Raw genomic sequence first — 20,552 nt, 5'->3', positions numbered from 1 at the left:
TTCATATGGAAATTAAAGAATTGTTACAACAAGCAGAAGACCGCATGAATAAGTCTATTGAGGCTTTAAAACATGAATTCGCATCTATTCGTACAGGCCGTGCTAGTGTAGCACTACTTGATAAAGTAATGGTTGATTATTATGGAAGTCCATCACCCATTAATCAAGTTGCGAATATCTCCGTGCCTGAACCTCGAATGATTGTGATTGCACCTTGGGATAAAACAATGATTGGTGCTATTGAAAAAGCAATTTTACAATCTGATTTAGGTTTGAACCCTGGTAATGATGGTGCACAAATTCGTTTAAGTATTCCTCAATTAACTGAGGAACGTCGTAAAGAAATCGTTAAAGTAGTTCATAAAAAGGCTGAAGATGCAAAAGTTGCAGTGCGCAACATTCGTCGCGATGTAAATGAAGCATTAAAAAAAGAAGAGAAAGCTAAAACGATTACTGAAGATGATGCTAAAGACGGTTTAGATCAAATCCAAAAGCTTACCGATGCTAAAGTTAAGCAAATCGATGAGTTAAAAGCAGTAAAAGAAAAGGACGTATTAGAAGTATAATGTTTGATTCTAATAGCCTTATTGGAATACCATGGCAGCTTGCAAAGTCTCGTTTGCAGGCTGCCCATATTCCTTTTAAGGTAATGATTGGTGGATCCTTTAATCGCTTCTTTGAAATTTCAGATAAAGGATTTTATGTGGCACGTATTACAAAGGTTGATGAGTGCTTACATATACTACTATATAGACCAATGATTGCCAGCGACTTCGGAAATTCTATCGAGGTAGACTATGCTAAAGAAATTATTTAACCGTAAACGTTCTGATACGCCTGTCATTGATCGTAATATAATTCCACAACATGTTGCTATTATTATGGATGGTAATGGACGATGGGCTAAACGCAGAGGCATGCCGCGCTCCATGGGGCATCGTGCTGGTGCAGAGGTGTTAAAAGAAATTGTTATGGCCGCAGATGAGATCGGAATTAGAGCTCTTACGGTATATGGTTTCTCCACGGAGAACTGGAAACGTCCTGAACAGGAAGTTTCTTTACTTATGTCTCTCATAAAAGAATACTTAAATAATAATGTTAAGTATATGCATGAACATAATGTACGCATTCGATTTATTGGTTTTATTGGAGGGCTTTCAGAAGACCTACAAAAAATCATTCAAGATGCAGAATTATTAACTCAGAATAATACAGGCCTCACATTACAGTTAGCGATTAACTATGGTGGGCGTGATGAAATAATTAGAACTATCCGCGACATTGTAAAATCCGTTGCGGATGGCGTTATTACAATGGACAAAATTACTGAAGAATATGTAAGTTCTCAATTATTCACTAAAGAGTTTAGTGATGTAGATTTATTAATTCGTCCTAGTAGTGATTTTAGAATTAGTAATTTTTTGTTATGGCAACTAGCGTATGCTGAATTTTGGTTTACCGATTTGCATTGGCCAGATTTTACTAAGGAAACTTTACTTGAAGCTGTGGCGGCATATCAGAAACGAGAACGCCGATTTGGTGGCTTATGTGATGAGGAATAAAAAATGTTAAAAACACGTGTTATTACCGCTGTTATTGGTTTTATTATTGCCTTAGGGACCATTACATTTGGTGGATTAGTGTATGATGTGCTAATTACACTTTTAGCTTTATTAGGGTGGCGTGAGTTTGTATTACTTGGTAAAGCTAAACGTGTTCGGATATCCATTATATGGGGATATATTAGCATTTTATTGCTAATGATTGCTCTTGCATGTCATCAGTATATTATAGCTATAGCTATTTTAGTATTAAGTTTATTTGCCAATTATATGTTGTGTACATTTGGTAAAAGTAAGTACTTGATGTCTAGTGTATCCTTTAGTGTATTTGGTTTATTATATATTGGTATGGGTATGACTTCATTGCTCTTGATTCGTCATGACTCAATTTACATGAATTTATCAATGCCTTTTGAACTATATAACTGGGGCACTATTACACTTTGGTTATTATTGTTTACTACTTGGGCTAGCGATACCTTTGCATACTTTTCAGGTCGAGCTTTTGGTAAACGTAAAATAGTACCATCCATTAGTCCTAATAAAACACTAGAAGGTTTTATTGGTGGATTTATCGGCTGTATCCTTACAGGTGCAGTATTTTCGTATATCGTTGGCATTCCTTGGTGGATGGGAATCCATGTAGGTATGATTAGCGGTATATTAGCACCATTAGGTGATTTGTTTGAATCAAAGATTAAACGACTATGTAATGTAAAAGATTCTGGTACATTATTACCAGGTCATGGCGGTGTATTGGATCGCTTTGATAGTTTATTATTTGCGGCTCCTATTACATTAGTATATATATTACTATTTTCGTACTAATTTCATAGAGGTACACTTATGAAATACCTAAGTATTATCGGCAGTACTGGCTCTATCGGTACACAGACGCTTGATGTGGTGTCTCAACATCCAGATCAATTCAAGGTGGTTGCCTTAGTGGCACATCATAATATTGACCTCTTAGAACATCAGATTAAAGAATATAAACCTTTGGTGGCGGGTCTTGTAGATGAAGGTGCTTTTAAAGAATTACAAGCACGCTATACAGGTCCTACAAAATTGATAGGTGGTAAGGAAGCCCTCATTGCAGCAGCTACAATTCAAGAAGCAACAATGATTGTTACTGCTATTGTAGGTGCTGCGGGCATTGAGCCTACAGTGGAAGCTATAAAACAAGGTAAGACTATAGGTCTTGCTAATAAAGAAACTCTTGTTGCTGGAGGTCCATTAATTACGGCTTTAGCTAAAGAACATGGCGTGCAAATCTTACCTATCGATAGTGAACATAGTGCTATATTTCAGTGCTTAGAAGGACAGAACCGTGACAATGTTGATTCTTTAATCGTCACTGCTTCTGGTGGTCCTTTACGCACATGGGATTCTAGTAAAATTCAAACTGCAACTGCTGCAGATTGTTTGCGACATCCTACCTGGAATATGGGTAATAAAATAACTATAGACTCTGCATCCTTATTTAATAAAGGATTAGAGGTAATAGAAGCTCACTGGTTATTTGGTTTCGATTTTGATCATATTGATGTAGTAGTACATCCTCAAAGTATCGTTCATTCTATGATTCGTATGAAGGATGGTGCGATATTAGCGCAAATGGGGAATCCAGATATGCGTGAGCCCATTCAATATGCTTTGACGTATCCAAAACGTGAAGCTTTAAGTATGAATCATCTTGATTTTAGTCAAGCACTACAATTGGAGTTTTTACCGCCACGGTATGACGATTTTCCTGCACTTCGACTTGCGTATGAGGTGGGACGTGCTAGTGGATTTAAACCTGCTGTATTTAATGCAGCTAATGAAACGGCAGTATATGCCTTTTTAGAAGATAAAATCGCCTTTGGTGATATTTATAAAGTCGTTACTTCTGTTCTTGAATCTATGGGACCAGAAGATGATTTTACATTAGATAATTTATTATCCATCGATAGATGGGCCCGTGAAAAGGCAACATCGTTGATGTTATAGGAGAATATATGATTACGGCATTAGCCACAATATTTGTATTTGGTTTAATTGTGTTTATTCATGAATTAGGCCATTTTACTACAGCTAAGATGTCAGGTATGCAAGTTGATGAATTTGCTATAGGTTTTGGTCCAGCCATATTTAAAGTACAAAAAGGGGAAACTTTATATTCTATTCGTATAATTCCTCTTGGAGGATTTAATCGTATTGCTGGTATGACACCTGACGAGCCTCTTAATGAGCGCTCCTTTTATAATAAACCTGCGTGGAAAAAATTTATTGTTATTTCTGCAGGGGCTGTATTTAACTTTATATTAGCCATTGTACTTTTCTTTGGCCTAAATGTGACTGTAGGAAATCTTACTTATACAAATGAACCTGTAATTGGTAACATTATTGTGGGTAGTTCTGCAGAACAGGCTCATTTAGAAGCTAACGATAGAATTATTACGATTGATGGTAAAAAAATTAGTACTTGGGATGATATTCGTCCTAGCTTACAAGGCACAGCAAACCATGGTGTAACTGTTGTTGTAGAGCGTGAAGGACAAACTATAGAGACTACGGTAATACCTAAAATGGAACAAGATAGTCCTAAGATTGGCATCTACCCTAGCTTTACTCGTGAAACTTATAGTATTGGTGAATCTTTGAGCTTTGCTGTTAGTCGGACGGGGCAAACTATTGTTGCTATGGTCAGTGGGATTTACGATATGATTCGTGGCACACAAGCAGCCGAATTATCTGGTCCAGTAGGAATTTCCCAAATGGCAGGTACTATTGCACAATCAGGATTTGCACCACTATTAAGTTTTGCTGCATTCCTTAGTATTAACTTAGGGGTTATTAATCTTTTACCATTACCTGTTTTAGATGGTGGTCACTTGATTATTATCTTGGCGGAAGCTATAACAGGCCGTAGATTACCTGCTAAAGCTCTTATGTATATACAAATGGTTGGGGTTGCCTTAATGGTAGCATTATTCTTATATGTAACAACGCAGGATATTTTCCGTTTACTATAAGACAGATGGGAGATTACAATGATTGTACGTAAACCAACAAATGGTATCTATGTAGGTACAGTTAAAATCGGCGATTATGCACCGGTAAGTATTCAATCTATGATTACTACGGATCCAGTACATACAGAGAAGGCAATTGCAGAAATTAATCATTTAGCAGAGGCTGGTTGTGAACTGGTTCGTGTCGCCGTTCCTACAATGGCATCTGCAAAGGCTTTAAAGGCTGTTAGAGCGGGCATTTCAATTCCTTTGATCGCCGATATTCACTTTGATTATAGATTAGCTTTAGAAGCCATTGAAAATAATGTTGATGGATTGCGCATTAATCCAGGAAATATTGGTGGTGAAGATAAGGTTTTAGCCGTTATTGAAAAGGCAAAACCTAAACAAATCCCAATTCGCATTGGTGTTAATGCAGGCTCTTTACCAAAGCATATTCTCGATGCTCATGGAGGACATCCTACAGCGGATGGTATGGTTGAAACAGCTTTAGAACACGTAAGAATTTTAGAAAAACTCGATTATCGTCAAATGAAATTATCCATTAAAGCAACGGAAGTACCTCTAATGGTGGAAGCATATCGTAAGTTATCTGATAAGATTCCTTATCCGTTACATTTAGGGGTAACAGAAGCTGGTACTATTAAACAAGGCACTATTAAATCTGCTATGGGGATTGGTGCATTATTGCTCGATGGCATTGGTGATACATTACGGGTATCCTTAACTGGAGATCCAATTCACGAAATTGAAGTAGGTAGAAGTATTTTAAGTAGTTTAGGATTAAGAAATTTTGGGGCCACTATGATATCTTGTCCTACATGTGGCCGTTGCCAAGTAAATTTATTTGATATGGCTGGTATTGTAGAAGAACGTCTAGCAGATATAAAAGCGCCTATTAAGGTTGCCGTTATGGGGTGTGTTGTAAATGGTCCAGGGGAAGCGCGTGAGGCCGACTTTGGTATTGCTGGTGGTGATGGTCAAGGTATTATTTTCCGTAAAGGGAAAGTTATTAAGACTGTACCAGAAGCCGAATTAGTAGATACATTGTTTAGAGAAATTGACCAATATTTAGAAAATTTAGATGAGGAGTCTTTATGTTAGCCACTAAATTATATGCACCTACATTGCGTGAGGTTCCATCTGACGCTGATGTAGTAAGCCAACAGCTTATGCTTCGCGCTGGTTTTATGCGTAAAACTGCAAATGGTTTATATAGTTTTTTACCATTGGGTTGGAGAAGTATCAAAAAGATTGAAGCTATTGTACGTGAAGAAATGGATCGTGCTAGTGCTCAAGAAATTATGATGCCAATTTTACAGCCTGCAGAAATTTGGAAAGAGTCTGGCCGTTGGAACGCATATGGCGCAGAAATGATGCGTATCAATGATCGTCATGATAATGAATTCTGTCTAGGACCAACACATGAAGAGATGATTACAACCCTCGTTAAAAATGAGATTAACTCATATCGTCAATTACCAGTCAACTTATATCAAATTCAAAGTAAATTCCGTGATGAGCGTCGTCCACGTTATGGCTTGATGCGTAGCCGAGAATTCATTATGAAAGATGCTTATTCTTTTGATGTAGATGAAGCCGGTTTAGATGAATCCTATAAATCTATGTACGATGCATATACACGTATTTTTACACGTTGTGGTCTTACATTCCGCCCAGTAGAGGCTGATAGTGGTGCAATAGGTGGTAGTGGTACGCATGAGTTCATGGCCATTGCCGAAGCTGGTGAAGCTGATATCGTATATTGTACCAAGTGTGATTATGCAGCTAACATTGAAATCGGCAAGCCTGGTATCATGAAGCAAGACGAAGAAGTTCTTCAAGAGTTATCTGTTGTGGATACACCAAATGCAAGTTCTATTGAAGCTGTGGCAGACATGTTAAATTTACCATTACATAAAACTATTAAAGCGGTAGTATTTTCTATTGATGGTACAGTGGTATTAGCCATTGTTCGTGGTGACCATGAAGTAAATGAAGTCGCTGTACAACATGCCGTTCTTGGCTCTGTAGAGCCTGAGATGGCTACCCCTGAAGAATTAGAAAAAGTAGGTTTAACAGCTGGTTTCATCAGTCCTATTGGTTTAAAACAAACAGAAGAATTTGCTATTGTTGTTGATGAATCTGTTATGGAAACTTACAATGTTTGTGGTGGCGCTAATAAAAAAGATGCTCACTACGTTAATATTAATCCAAAACGGGACTTTAATGTAGAAGACATTATTGTTGCTCCAATTCGTTTGATCACGAAGGACGATGTGTGTCCTAAATGTGGTGGTGCTTTAGAACATGCTAAAGGCATCGAAGTAGGTCAAGTATTTAAATTGGGTACAAAATATTCTGAAGCATTACAAGCTACATTCTTAGATCAAAATGGTCGTCCTAATCCAATGATTATGGGGTGCTATGGTATCGGTGTATCTCGTACACTAGCTGCTGCTATTGAGCAATATCACGATGAAAATGGTATTATTTGGCCACGTTCTATCGCTCCTTTTGAAGCAGTTATTGTTCCAATTAATGCAAAAGACGAAGCATTAATGTCTACTAGTCAAACTATTTATACTGCATTACAAAATGCTGGTGTAGATGTATTGTTAGATGATCGTAAAGATCGTGCAGGTGTTAAGTTCAAAGATGCTGATTTGATTGGTTATCCACTTCGCATTACAGTAAGTAAAAATACTCTTGAGAATAACGAAGTAGAGATTCAAATCCGCAAGTCTGGAGAAGCTCTTCCATGTGCTATTGATTCTGTAGCTGATAAAGTAACAGAATTGCTTCAAAACTTATAATAGAATTGCGATTCTAGTGAATGTTCATTAGGGTCGCAATTTTTCTTTCTAAACTTGAATTAATAGATTAAATAAGTCATAATTAAATGATAGAATATTTGGAATGGAGGTGCTATATGCTTGTAGATTTTCATATGCATTCCATCTTTTCAGATGGTGTTGAAACACCTAAAGATCTATTGCAACATGCCATAGACTGTAATGTATCTATGATGGCTTTAACCGATCATGATGAAATAGACGGTATTCAAGCATTGCGTGTTGCTCAAAAAGAGTTAGATCCTAATGATTCTATTAAAATCGTAAATGGCTGTGAATTTAGTGCTGATTATAAAGATAAGTCAATTCATATTTTAGGATATTGTTTTGATGAAAATAATAAAGATTTAATCGATTTTATTACGTTTTTTAAAGGAAAACGAGAAGAACGTATCGATGAAATTATCCGTCGTTGTAACAATGAAGGATATTATATTACAAAAGAAGAGCTCATTAAACAATTTCCTAATACTAAAGCTTATGGTCGCCCACATATTGGTAAACTTTTAATTGATGGTGGTTATGCCAAGGATATTAATGATGTATTTAAAGGTATCCTTCGAAAAGATAGTCCTTGCTATGTTCCTAAGGTAAAAGTAGAGGTTCCTTATATTATTGATATTATACATAAAGCTGGAGGACTTGCTGTTATGGCTCATCCTAAATTGGTTACCAGTGATGAATATGTGTTGGAAATGTTAAATTATGATTTTGATGGTATGGAGGTATATCACTCAAAGCATAATGATGATGATGTGGAGCGATATAAAGAATTCGCTATAAAGCATAAGCTATTTATTACTGGTGGTTCTGATTACCATGGTATTGTAGGCAAGAAACCTGATAGATTTGGTGATTACTTAGTATCTGGTAAGGATGTATCAGAATTTATTAGTTTGTTATAAATGACGAGGTAGGCTATGGAAGTCGTTGCTTTTGTAGGTAGTAGTGGCACAGGTAAAAGTCATCGTGCCCTCGTAGTTGCTCATGAAAATAAAATTGAATGTATCATCGATGATGGTATTTTGATTCATGATAATAAAATTGTAGCTGGCTTTTCTGCAAAAAAAGAGTCTAGTCGTTTAAAAGCTGTTCGTCGTGCTATTTTTCAAGACGAAGTACAAGTTAAATCCGTACGAGAACAATTAGATAAGATTAAACCTAATAAGCTTATGATTATCGGCACTTCTGATAATATGGTTAAGAAGATTACTAAAGCTTTAGGCTTACAAGAACCTGATCGATATATTCGTATAGAAGATGTTGCAACACCTAAGGAAATTGAAAAGGCACAACATGCACGTCTTAAAGAGGGTAAACATATAATTCCTGTGCCGACTATGGAATTAAAGCCACACTTTAGGGGGTATTTGATTGATCCAATCAAAACCATGTGGCGCCGCAGGACTTTGAAAAAACAAGATCAAGATACCTTAGGTCAAATTGGTTCTGAAGGATTTGAACGTTCTGTTGTACGGCCAGCTTTTAGCTACTATGGTCGACTCACTTTTGACGATGAAGTAATTATTAAATTGATTAGAAATGGGTTAAAAAAAGTAGCTGGTGTTGATGAGACCAGTATAATTTCTTTTAAAAAAAGCGACAAAGGTCAAAACGGTCTTGTTGTTGATATGGCTGTAGTTATTGAACATGGATATCCTGTTAAACCGTTGATGCAACAGGTACAAAAATCTGTTCGCAATGAAATTGAATATATTACCGGCATGTCTATTGAACGCATGTCCATTAAAGTTAAGAATATTATTGAAACAAAACGAAAGATTGTTAAAGTGTAGGAGTTAGAATGAAGTCTTATTATATTTACACCTATGGTTGTCAAATGAATACTGCCGACTCTGAGCGATTATCGCATCAGCTGGAATCTGTTGGGTATATACCAACAGAGAATGTTGAAACTGCAGATTTAATTCTGCTAAATACTTGTGCAGTGCGTGAAAATGCAGAAACTAAAGTTTATGGGCGTATAGGTGAGCTAAAAAGGCTAAAACGTAATAATAAAAACTTGATTATCGCCGTCACAGGATGTATGGCTCAAAAAAATCAAGCAGAAATGTTTAAACGAGCTCCTCATATTGATATTGTATTAGGCACTCATAATATTCAACATATTAACGAGATGATTGAAGAAGTACAACATGGACATACGCATCAAATCAACGTAGATATGGATAACTCTGTATTACCTGAATTAGAGGCAAAACCAAATGGCTCTTTTTATGCATGGGTACCTATTATGAATGGATGTAATAAATTTTGCACCTATTGTATTGTTCCCCATGTACGTGGTAGAGAGATTAGCCGTCCTGTAGAGGCCATTGTTAAAGAGGTTACAGACCTAGGGGTTAAAGGATTTAAAGAGATCACTTTATTGGGGCAAAATGTAAACTCTTATGGCCTAGATTTTAAAGATGGTACAGATTTTGGTACATTAGTTGATGCTCTTGATGGTATTCCTGGTATAGAACGTATTCGCTATATGACAAGTCATCCTCAAGATATGAGTAAGTCTATGATTGATGCTCTTGGTAGGTCATCCAATATTGTGACGCATTTACATTTACCTATTCAATCTGGTTCCAATCGTATTTTAAAGAAAATGAATCGTCATTACACGGTAGAGCATTATAAAGAATTACTTTCTTATTGCCGTGAAAAAATAAAAGATGTGGTGGTGACTACGGATATCATTGTAGGTTTCCCAGGAGAAACTGAGGAAGATTTTCAAGCTACATTACAATTATTAAAAGATGTGCGCTATGACATGGCGTATACGTTTATCTACTCTAAGCGATCTGGAACGCCAGCAGCAACTATGGATGATCAAATTCCAGAAGAGATTAAGCGCGTTCGCTTACAAACATTGATGGATGTACAAAATGAAATCTCTTATGAATTAAATAAACCTATGGAAGGACAAGTATTTGATATTATTGTAGAGGGACCAAGTCCTCGTGATGAAGACATGTGGTTCGGTCGTACATCTGGTAATAAAATGGTTTTATTCCCTAAGGATGACTCCCTATCAATTGGTCAAACTGTACCAGCTCATATCGATAAAGCTCAAACATGGGTTTGTTATGGTAGTATTGTAAAATAAACTATTAGAATCAAAAAGAACTCGTCACTATTATGTTAACTCTAAGGTTAGAATTTTTATCTAAAATTAGTTTGCTAAACATGTGGTGGCGATGTTCTTTTTTACCATAGATGCTGATTAGAAATCATATGTGTTATAATAATAAAATAATATAAAAGTTGTATATTGAAGACATTCATAGGTATGAACACCATTTACATTTTGTATTTTTACAAAGAAGGTGTAACTATGAAACTTGATTTAAACGCTGTAGGCGAAACGGCATTATTGACACTATATGCAAGAGCGAAAGATTATGAGTCAGATCAATCTGTATTAAAGGATCAGAAATCCTGGGATATTTTAAAGCATATTGATTATGATTTTGATCAATTTAAAGATGTTAAGATGTCTTATTATGGAATTTTAGGACGAGCAAAAGTAATCGATGAAGAGATACGAAACTTTATATCTCTATATCCAGATTGTATCGTCGTATCATTAGGTGCCGGTTTAGATACTATGTTTTATCGAGTCGACAACGGTTATATTGATTGGTATAATATCGATTTTGCCGGAGTGATTGAAGCACGTACACAATTTTTTGAGCCTCATGAACGAGTCCATAATTTAGTGAGTTCTATAACTGATGAATTGTGGACTAAAAATATTGAGATAAATGGACGAAAACTACTGCTTGTTAGTGAAGGTGTAGTTATGTATCTTACATTGGATGAAATGAAGCAGTTTTTAGGCTTGCTGACTGATTCTTTTGAAGAGTTTACGTTATATCTTGATATGATTTCTCCATATGTGGCGAAACGCACTAAACAACATGATATGCTTAGTAAAATGAATGTTTCTTTTCAGTGGGGAACTAAGGACGGTCATGAAATTGTAGTTATGAATCCTAATCTTAAACAGACTGGATTGATTAATTTTACAGGAAGTATGTTGTCCTTAGCACCTATTGTTTATAAATTATTATACCCGTTTATATATTTGTTTAATAACCGTATGGGAATATACGAATATAAGCGGAATCTGTGATATGACTCATAATATATGAGGTGAATATGAGTAAAAAGCAAACACCTATGATGGAGCAGTATTTAGATATTAAATCTAGATACTCTGAAGAATTATTGTTCTTTCGATTAGGTGATTTTTATGAATTATTTAATGAGGATGCTTTAGTCGCATCACGTGAACTTAATATTACCTTAACAGGTCGTCCTACAGGAGATGAGGAACGCACACCGATGTGTGGCGTTCCTTTTCATGCGGCTGAAAGCTACATAGAAACGCTTGTAAAAAAAGGATATAAAGTTGCTATCTGTGAACAACTAGAAGATCCTAAAGCAGTTAAAGGCATTGTTAAGCGCGATGTCATTAAAGTTGTTACTCCTGGTACAGTGATGACAGAAAATGGTAACGATGCACGGTCAAATAACTTTTTATCATTATTTTATATGGTAAAAGATACGTGGATTCTTGTGTTTTCTGATGTATCTACAGGGGAAGTTATTTGGCACCGCATTACTGATTGTGAAAAACGCAGTGATATGTACGATGCACTCAGCATGTATAGACCAAGTGAAATCATATTGCCTGAAGGAACGATATTACCGCAAGATATTCAGGATTTTATTGAAAATCAATTTAGTAATGTCGTATTTTCTCCTTTTTCTACATACTATACACAACGTGAAGTAGCTGAAAAAGCTGTAACTCATTTCGGTGATTTAGGCCTTATGGAAGAGGATGTATGGGAAGCATTAGGTTATATGCTTTTGTACTTAGAGGATATCATTAAATCTGAAATTTCTCATATCAACTATGTACATCAATTAAGTGTAGGTAATCGCCTTATTCTTGATACATCTTCTTTGCGGCACCTTGAAATTACTCATAATTTACGCGATGGTGGACAAAAAGGTACTTTACTGGATGTACTAGATCGTACGTTGACACCAATGGGGGCACGCCTTTTAAAACAATGGCTTGAAAGTCCATTAACTGATATAAATCAAATACAACGTCGTCAAGCAGCCGTTTCAGAACTTATTACACGCGGTGCTGAACGTTCTCATATTCGTAACTTTTTAGATTGTATTTACGATTTTGAACGCATCGTTGGTCGTGTTGAAACCGGATCTGTGTCTCCCAGAGATTTAACGGCTCTTCGTGAGTCATTAGCAGTTCTACCTGATATTAAGAATGTATTAGGTACATGTTCAAGTCTAGCTTTAACATCTATTAATGAGCGTATGCAAGATCATAAAGATATTTATGACTTATTATGTCGAGCTATTGCAGAGCAACCAGCGTTGACATTAAAAGACGGTCGTGTTATTAAAGATGGATTTAATGCTGATTTAGATGAGCTACGTTCTTTAGCGACTAATAGCGAGCAATGGCTTGCTAAGATGGAAGCGGATATTAAAGAAGCTACAGGGCTTTCAAAAATTAAGACTGGTTACAATAAAGTGTTTGGTTACTATTTCGAGGTATCCCATAGTAAATCAGAACAAGTACCAGACTATTTCATACGAAAACAAACCCTGGCCAATGCTGAACGCTATATTACGCCTGAGTTAAAAGAATTTGAAATTAAAATTCTCAGTGCGAAAGATAAAATCATCGCGTTGGAACACGAACTATATCAACAATTACGCAATGACATTAAACTCGTTATCAAAGATGTGCAAGAAACGGCACGTGCTCTTGCAGACCTTGATGTATTGTGCTCTCTTGCTTTGGTTGCTTATGAAGAAAATTATATTTGTCCAACTATTGTAATGAATGGTCAAATCAATATTCGTGATGGTCGTCATCCAGTTATTGAAAAGTTTTTAAAACGTGAGGTATTTGTACCAAATGATATCGTTCTAAATCATGATGATGAAGAATTTTTACTCATTACAGGCCCTAATATGGCAGGTAAATCTACTTACATGCGTCAAGCGGCTATCTTAATGATTATGGCACAGATTGGTTCCTTTATCCCTGCTCGTGAAGCGTCTATCTCACCTGTGGATCGTATTTTTACACGTGTCGGTGCTAGCGACGATATTTCTACTGGTCAAAGCACGTTCATGGTAGAAATGAAAGAGGTAGCGTATATTTTAGAAAATGCTACTCATAATAGTTTAATTATTCTCGATGAAATTGGTCGGGGTACGAGTACCTTTGATGGTTTGAGTATCGCACAAGCTGTAGTGGAACATATTTGTAAGCATATTCATAGCAAGACTTTATTTGCAACGCACTACCATGAATTGATTTGCTTAGAAGAAAGCTATAGTAAATTAAAAAATTATACCGTTGCAGTTAAAGAAAAAGGGAAAGATGTTGCTTTCTTGCGTCGTATCATTAAAGGTGGTGCAGATCGCAGTTATGGTATCCATGTTGCCAGACTGGCGGGCCTACCTAACTCTGTATTAAAACGAGCTGAAGTGATTTTAGAATCCTTGGAAGATCAAAGTCATGATGCAAGTGACTTAAATAATCGAGTTATGGGCGCTCAACTTACTAATGTGGCAAAACCAGCTGTTAAGCAAGTTAGTGATTCTCCACTAGGCAATTTATTTACCCATTCCGTAGTAGATAGCTTACTGGAAGTCGATGTAATGAGCATGACTCCAATTGAAGCATTAAATAAATTATATGAACTACAAGAGGAGGCTCGTAAAGGAGGCGGGAAATAATGGCAACCATTCACGTATTGGATGAAACGACAATCAATAAGATAGCTGCCGGTGAAGTCGTTGAACGTCCCGCATCAGTTATTAAAGAGCTCATTGAAAACTCTATTGATGCGTCTGCCACTAATATTGAGGTTGAAATTGGTGAAGGCGGTGTGGCCTATATGCGGATTACTGATAATGGTATCGGTATGACGGAGGAAGATGCTCGTTTGGCGATTCTACGTCATGCAACCTCTAAAATTCAACAAGTAGAGGACCTCTTTGATATTGCGTCCCTAGGCTTCCGTGGGGAGGCTTTGGCTAGTATTGCCTCTGTATCTCATTTCTCTTTGACTACTCGTAAAGCAGACTCTGATTTGGGGACTCGTATTACTGTTGATGGCGGCACCTTTACCGATTGCATTCCTTATGGTGCGGCACCTGGTACAACTATCGAAATTAAAGATTTATTTTATAATACGCCGGCTCGTCGTAAATTCTTAAAAACGGAGCGTACAGAAGCCTCTAAAATTCAAGATATTGTAGGGAAATTAGCTCTAAGTAATCCACATATTTCTTTTAAGCTTATCATCGATGATCGGGTAGCTATTATCACACCAGGAAATGGCGATATTAGTGATACTGTAGCTGCGCTATATGGATATAAAACCAAAGAAGATATTTTTACTGTTGCCTATGAAAGTGATTCTATCTATATCGATGGGGTAGTGAGTAAGCCCACACTTCTTAAAAGTACAAGGATATGGCAGACCATTATCGTCAATAATCGCGTGATTTCTGATAAAACCATAATGAAGGCTATCGATAATGCATACCATGCACTATTGCCGAAAAATGGTCATCCTTTGGTGGTACTAAATATTACTGTTCCTGCGAGAATGGTTGATATAAACGTACATCCTCGGAAGAGTGAAGTTAAATTCTCAGATGATAAGATTATATTTAAAGCCGTATATCACGGTATCTTAAATGCTTTAAATAATCCACTCCATGAGAGATACGAACGAGAGTCATCATCTTATATGACGGGTACAGTTGCTAACATATCCGATAAATATGGTAATGATATTGCTAGTAATAGTGATATTAAGAATTTTAGTTCTAATAGTACATTCTTAGCTGGTAATACTACTTATGATTCTTATCAAGCACCTACTGTTGTACACGATTCGATGCAGTCAGCTGAACATATAGCAACAGCTATAGATTATGATAAGGTTTTTGGTGGACGCCGTACAAAAGGCTATGAAGTCATGCGCGGTGAAACTTCGCAGTTTGTGGAAAACCTTAAAACAAAGGGGTATACACCACCTGCACCTAAGGCTACTTATGAACAATCCTCTTTTGTAGATAAAAGTTTTGAAGCTGTTCCTACGGCTTACACTAGTTATACTTCGGAAGATGTAGAGAAGTTTAAATCCTTGTCTCACGATATTCGTAACGAAGAGATAGAAGATCGTACAATTCAAAACTCGGGCTTTTTACCAATGGGTCAAGTTGCATCTTGTTATATATTAGCTAAAAAAGGTGATGATCTATATATCATAGATCAACATGCTGCACATGAGCGTGTGCGTTATGATAAGTTGTGTAAGTCTTCTGAATCGATTCCTATGCAATCTATTTTGGTTCCTCAGTATAGTGAGGCCACAGATGATGAAATGAATTTGGTAGAGGAAGAACGAGAAACATTACTTGATCTTGGCTTTGATGTAGAGTTAGGTGGTCCTACTAAGATAAAATTAGTAGGGGCTCCAGTAGATTTAGTAGAGTCAAAAGCATTTGAAATTCTGCAATATATATTCTCTTACTTACATGATCATCAACAGCCTACTAAGGCCCAATTACGACATGAAATGTTAGCTTATGCATCTTGTAGAGGGGCCATCAAGGCAGGTCATAATTTAAATATGTATCAAATGACTACCTTAATTGAGGACTTATTTAGTACCGAAAAACCATATGTATGTCCTCATGGTCGTCCTACGATTATCAAATTTACACCTGATGAATTAGGTAAATTATTCTTACGGTCTTAATATGAATATATTAACTACAGCTCAAAAATCTAATGAGGCCATTCAAGAGGAAGCCAAAGCTTTGGCTTCCTCTATGCATATGGCCTATATAAAAAGAGGAAAATTATCTATACCAGCATTATTTAATGCTCATCCATGTGATTTTATTGCTGTTCTTTCTGGTAATGGCTTAACTATTCATTTTCCTGATAATCAGCAACATAGCTTTCATTTATCCATGGCTCAATTACGTATACTACGTTTGCAACGTGGAGAAGGAGATCATTTAATTAATGCTGTTCAGAAAATACTAAGTACTAATGAAATAACTGATAAAGAAGAATTTTCGTTTCTTGATTGTACAATTGGTCTTGGTAGTGACAGTATCGTTGTGAGCTATGCTTTTCCTCAGGCTAAAATAAAAGGTCTAGAAGGTTCTTTACCTATATGGCTTGCCACATCTTATGGTTTAGCTCATTATTCGCATAATGTGAAAAGTGTGACGGACGCATTACGTCGTATTGAGGTAAGTTATGATACCTTTGAAAACTATGTACCTAATCTACCAGATGAAAGTATAGATATTATTTATTTTGATCCTATGTTTGAGGTCCCTGTAGAGGATAGTCCTCAATTTAAACCACTTCGTGGACATACTGTGGAAAGTCGTATTGATGATAAAATTATGGAGGAAGCTATGCGTGTTGCCTCTTATGGTGTTATCATTAAAGAACGACCATTTAGTTCTGTCTTTCAGAAATATCCACCTCACCAATGGGTGGGGGGGAAATATAGCCGTATAGGTTATGGAGCATATATGAAGGAGTTATTGTGAATCCCTTAATTACCATCGTTGGACCTACTGCGGTAGGCAAAACAGATTTTACCTTGGACTTAGCAGAACAGCTACATGCTGAGGTTATTTCTGGTGATGCTTACCAGGTTTATAAACAACTTAATATTGGTACCGCTAAACCATCGGTGGATGAACTTAATCGGGTGAAACATCATCTCATCGATATACTGGAACCAAATGATTCATATTCGGTATCTATTTTTCAAGATCAAGCTAAAGAAATAATTGCAAGATTAAAAGATAGAAATATTCTTCCTATTCTGTCTGGTGGTACAGGACTGTATGTCCAATCATTATTGGAGAACTACAACTTTAATGATGTTAAACCTGACGAATATTTGCGAGCAGAACTCGATGAGCTCTATAGTACAAAAGGTATTGAAGGCTTACGAGATTATGCTTTCACATTAGGTAAAGAGCATAATATAGAGATACAATATAGCGACAAACATCGTTTGTATCGAGCTATTGAGATATTGCATCATGGTGATGTAGATTCGTTGCGAAATCAGACAAAAGATGGTGTATCCTATAAAGGTCCTGTTATCGGTCTCATGAGAGATCGTGATAAATTATATGAACGCATCAATTTACGCGTTGATATGATGTTTGGTGCAGGTTTGATTGAAGAGGTGGAACAACTCATAAAATCTGGAGTGAATCCAGATTGCCAAGCTTTTAAAGGTATTGGCTATAAAGAGGTTGTAGACTATATAAATGACAATATAACATTAGATGAGTGTCGTGACTTAATTAAGAAGAATACACGTCACTTTGCTAAGCGCCAAATTACATGGTATAAACGTATGCCATATATAGAATGGATACATATTGATAGCAATACATCTAAAGATTTTATATTTAATAAAGCTATGGATTTAATCCGTAGAGAAGGATTAGCATGACATTAGAAGAAATACGCAGTAAAGCCCTAGAAATGGCTGAACCAGAATTTAAGAAATTTGAACCTATTGCATTGGCCAATACAAAAAAAGTATTAGAAGCCTTTAAGGAATGCCAAGTATCTGATTATCATTTCACTGGTACTACTGGTTATGGATATAACGACGTAGGGCGTGAAAAATTAGATGAAGTATTTGCCTATGTATTTAAAGGTGAAAAGGCTATCGTTCGTCCTCATTTTGTTTCTGGTACACATGCGTTAGCTACTACATTAATTTCTTTGATGGGAAATGGCTCTAAAGGGACAGAGTTTATCTATGCCGTAGGGGCTCCTTATGATACGATGCAATCCGTTATCGGTGCCGCTCGTGAAGTACGTGGTTCTTTAGTAGAAAAAGGTTTTACCTATACTGAGGTACCATTGAAAGATAATACTTATGATGTTGAAGCTATTGCTAACGCTGTTAACGATAATACGCGGGTAGTAGTGATTCAACGGTCTCGAGGCTATAGCACACGTGAACCTTTATCTATTGCAGATATTAAGGTTATTGTAGATGCTGTAAAAACTAAAAATTCTAAAACGATTTGTTTCGTAGATAATTGTTACGGTGAATTTACAGAGCTGCAAGAACCATTAGAAGCTGGTGCTGATATTATGGCTGGCTCTCTCATTAAAAATGCAGGTGGCGGTTTAGCACCAACTGGTGGTTATATTGTTGGTAGAGAAAACCTTGTAGAGGATGCAGCATATCAATTGACAGCTCCTGGACTTGGTGATCATATGGGTTCATATGCTCCTGGTTATCGCTTGTTCTTCCAAGGTTTATTTATGGCACCTCACGTAGTATTACAAGCTCTTAAAGGTGCTGTATATACGGCTGCTGTAGGTGAGTTACTAGGCTATGATGTATTCCCTAAGATAAATGCTGATCGCTATGACTTGATTCAAGCTATTAATCTGAAAAATGGGGAAGAAATGGAGCATTTCTGTGTAGGTATGCAAGCCTATTCTCCTGTAGATGCTCACGTACATCCTATTCCTGGGGATATGCCTGGGTACGAAGATAAAATCATCATGGCTGGTGGTACCTTTGTACAAGGTTCCTCTATTGAACTCAGTGCCGATGGTCCTATACGCCCACCATATACAATTTTCATGCAGGGTGGCCTAGTGTTTGAACATTCCATGCTTGGTATTTTAGGAGCTGCTGAAGAACTATTAAAACATAGATAATATTTAGAATCTCTTTCTTTTGTGAAAGGGATTCTTTTTATTTCAAATCTTTTCAATATACCTATTTCTAGGCTATAATATAAGTTGCTATAATTTTATAGCAATACTACTCGGACTTTTACACCGAACTAGTGTTTTACACGTCAGGCTTTCACCCTGATTAGTTTTATGATCAAGAGATCATTAAAAGGAGAAAGTATGGAAAAAGTTATCGCTGTAGCTATGAGTGGCGGCGTAGACAGTTCTTTAACTGCTGCAATGCTATTAAAACAAGGCTATAAAGTATTTGGTATTACCCTATGGTTATGGGTGAGTGGTACGCCTTATGATGAGGTGCCTCTTGCCGTAACTGATGCTAAGAAGATGTGTGATTTTCTTGGTATCGAGCATCATGTTATCGATGCTCGTGATGTATTCTACGAAAACGTAGTAGATTACTTTGTAAAAGAATATGCCTATGGTCGTACGCCAAATCCTTGTGTATTTTGTAACAAGAACATCAAGTTTGACTTGATGCTCAATCGTGCTCTTGAATTAGGTGCCACACATATGGTAACTGGTCATTATGCACAAGTAAATTATAATGAAGAAACAGGTCTATATGAGTTACATAAAGGTGTTGATCCTACAAAAGACCAAAGTTATGTTATGTACAATATGAACCAACGTATTTTGAGTCATCTTATGTTTCCATTAGGTGGTCAATGTAAGACTGAAACACGTAAATTAGCTGCTGAATATGATTTGCCAGTCGCTAAAAAACCAGATAGCGTAGATATTTGTTTCTTGCCTCATGGGAATTATCAAAAGCTAGTGGTAGAAGAAATGAAGGGTAAGCCAGAGTCTGGTAATATCGTTACCGAAGATGGTGAGGTATTAGGTAAGCACAACGGCTTATTTAATTATACGATTGGTCAACGTAAAGGCCTTGGTATTGCTTATAAACACCCTTTATATGTTATTGGATTTAATGGGGATCGTAATGAGGTCATCGTGGGTCCTAATGAACGTCTCTTTACAAATCGTATGATTTGTAAGTTCTATAACTTCTTAGATGATACAATTCATAAGGAATTGAAGGCAGAAGGAAAAATTCGCTATGCAGCTAACCCTTCTCCTTGCACAGCACGTATTTTAGATGACGATACAATGGAGGTTATTTTTGAAGAACCACAACGGGCTATTACCCCAGGTCAGTCTGTAGCCTTTTATAATGGCACTCAATTATTGGGAGGTGCTGTTATCGATCGCGTATGTTAGAAAGGAGAATACAAGTTCTTTGAACTTGTTTACATAG

The 20,552-nt window shown here is 36.6% G+C and carries 18 protein-coding genes; all 18 read left to right on the top strand.

Annotation, left to right across the window (positions count from 1 at the left end; all coding sequences use genetic code 11):
• Window positions 1–5: 5 nt before the first annotated feature.
• Window positions 6–566 carry a ribosome recycling factor gene (frr, locus tag DWV85_RS02670; protein WP_004695693.1) on the top strand — a complete coding sequence of 187 codons (561 nt, stop codon included), beginning with the start codon at window positions 6–8 and terminating at the stop codon, window positions 564–566.
• Complete coding sequence (locus tag DWV85_RS02665; RefSeq protein ID WP_004697100.1) at window positions 566–817, top strand: hypothetical protein; 252 nt, start codon at window positions 566–568, stop codon at window positions 815–817. The genes frr and DWV85_RS02665 overlap by 1 nt, the downstream gene beginning before the upstream one ends.
• Window positions 798–1,562 carry an isoprenyl transferase gene (locus tag DWV85_RS02660; RefSeq protein WP_120054748.1) on the top strand — a complete coding sequence of 255 codons (765 nt, stop codon included), beginning with the start codon at window positions 798–800 and terminating at the stop codon, window positions 1,560–1,562. The genes DWV85_RS02665 and DWV85_RS02660 overlap by 20 nt, the downstream gene beginning before the upstream one ends.
• A 3-nt stretch (window positions 1,563–1,565) precedes the next feature.
• Window positions 1,566–2,390 carry a phosphatidate cytidylyltransferase gene (locus tag DWV85_RS02655; protein WP_123137963.1) on the top strand — a complete coding sequence of 275 codons (825 nt, stop codon included), beginning with the start codon at window positions 1,566–1,568 and terminating at the stop codon, window positions 2,388–2,390.
• 18 nt (window positions 2,391–2,408) lie between these two features.
• Window positions 2,409–3,554 (top strand): 1-deoxy-D-xylulose-5-phosphate reductoisomerase, encoded by a 1,146-nt coding sequence (locus DWV85_RS02650; protein ID WP_123137962.1) that lies wholly within the window; start codon window positions 2,409–2,411, stop codon window positions 3,552–3,554.
• Window positions 3,555–3,562: 8 nt separating this feature from the next.
• Window positions 3,563–4,579: an RIP metalloprotease RseP gene (rseP, locus tag DWV85_RS02645; protein WP_123137961.1), complete on the top strand. Its 1,017-nt coding sequence runs from the start codon at window positions 3,563–3,565 to the stop codon at window positions 4,577–4,579.
• Window positions 4,580–4,597: 18 nt separating this feature from the next.
• Window positions 4,598–5,683: a flavodoxin-dependent (E)-4-hydroxy-3-methylbut-2-enyl-diphosphate synthase gene (gene ispG / locus DWV85_RS02640; protein WP_024061700.1), complete on the top strand. Its 1,086-nt coding sequence runs from the start codon at window positions 4,598–4,600 to the stop codon at window positions 5,681–5,683.
• The gene (locus DWV85_RS02635) at window positions 5,677–7,395 is read left to right on the top strand and encodes a proline--tRNA ligase (protein ID WP_123137960.1); all 1,719 of its coding nucleotides are present in this window, start codon (window positions 5,677–5,679) and stop codon (window positions 7,393–7,395) included. The genes ispG and DWV85_RS02635 overlap by 7 nt, the downstream gene beginning before the upstream one ends.
• Before the next feature lie 116 nt (window positions 7,396–7,511).
• Window positions 7,512–8,339 carry a PHP domain-containing protein gene (locus DWV85_RS02630; protein WP_024061698.1) on the top strand — a complete coding sequence of 276 codons (828 nt, stop codon included), beginning with the start codon at window positions 7,512–7,514 and terminating at the stop codon, window positions 8,337–8,339.
• Window positions 8,340–8,354: 15 nt separating this feature from the next.
• On the top strand, window positions 8,355–9,230 hold the full coding sequence (locus DWV85_RS02625; RefSeq protein ID WP_004695710.1) for an Asp23/Gls24 family envelope stress response protein: 876 nt from the start codon (window positions 8,355–8,357) through the stop codon (window positions 9,228–9,230).
• Between the two features lie 8 nt (window positions 9,231–9,238).
• A complete protein-coding gene (gene miaB, locus DWV85_RS02620; RefSeq protein ID WP_021148119.1) occupies window positions 9,239–10,552 on the top strand; it encodes a tRNA (N6-isopentenyl adenosine(37)-C2)-methylthiotransferase MiaB in 1,314 nt (437 codons plus the stop codon).
• Between the two features lie 228 nt (window positions 10,553–10,780).
• The gene (locus tag DWV85_RS02615; RefSeq protein WP_123137959.1) at window positions 10,781–11,581 is read left to right on the top strand and encodes a class I SAM-dependent methyltransferase; all 801 of its coding nucleotides are present in this window, start codon (window positions 10,781–10,783) and stop codon (window positions 11,579–11,581) included.
• 26 nt (window positions 11,582–11,607) lie between these two features.
• Window positions 11,608–14,241: a DNA mismatch repair protein MutS gene (gene mutS / locus DWV85_RS02610; protein ID WP_119562941.1), complete on the top strand. Its 2,634-nt coding sequence runs from the start codon at window positions 11,608–11,610 to the stop codon at window positions 14,239–14,241.
• On the top strand, window positions 14,241–16,280 hold the full coding sequence (gene mutL / locus DWV85_RS02605; RefSeq protein ID WP_123137958.1) for a DNA mismatch repair endonuclease MutL: 2,040 nt from the start codon (window positions 14,241–14,243) through the stop codon (window positions 16,278–16,280). Before mutS ends, mutL begins: the two co-directional genes overlap by 1 nt.
• 1 nt (window position 16,281) lies before the next feature.
• Window positions 16,282–17,094: a class I SAM-dependent methyltransferase gene (locus tag DWV85_RS02600; RefSeq protein ID WP_123137957.1), complete on the top strand. Its 813-nt coding sequence runs from the start codon at window positions 16,282–16,284 to the stop codon at window positions 17,092–17,094.
• Window positions 17,091–18,020, top strand: coding sequence for a tRNA (adenosine(37)-N6)-dimethylallyltransferase MiaA (gene miaA / locus DWV85_RS02595; protein WP_123137956.1), 930 nt, complete (start codon window positions 17,091–17,093; stop codon window positions 18,018–18,020). Before DWV85_RS02600 ends, miaA begins: the two co-directional genes overlap by 4 nt.
• A complete protein-coding gene (locus DWV85_RS02590) occupies window positions 18,017–19,255 on the top strand; it encodes a methionine gamma-lyase family protein (RefSeq protein ID WP_123137955.1) in 1,239 nt (412 codons plus the stop codon). The genes miaA and DWV85_RS02590 overlap by 4 nt, the downstream gene beginning before the upstream one ends.
• A gap of 198 nt (window positions 19,256–19,453) precedes the next feature.
• Window positions 19,454–20,515: a tRNA 2-thiouridine(34) synthase MnmA gene (mnmA, locus tag DWV85_RS02585; protein WP_004695727.1), complete on the top strand. Its 1,062-nt coding sequence runs from the start codon at window positions 19,454–19,456 to the stop codon at window positions 20,513–20,515.
• Window positions 20,516–20,552: the final 37 nt, after the last annotated feature.

Origin of the sequence: Veillonella sp. AF13-2 (assembly GCF_003603295.1) — a bacterium.
Classification (GTDB): domain Bacteria; phylum Bacillota; class Negativicutes; order Veillonellales; family Veillonellaceae; genus Veillonella; species Veillonella parvula_E.
Note: the sequence above shows the minus strand (reverse complement) of the source record. Positions and strands in the feature narration are given on the sequence as shown.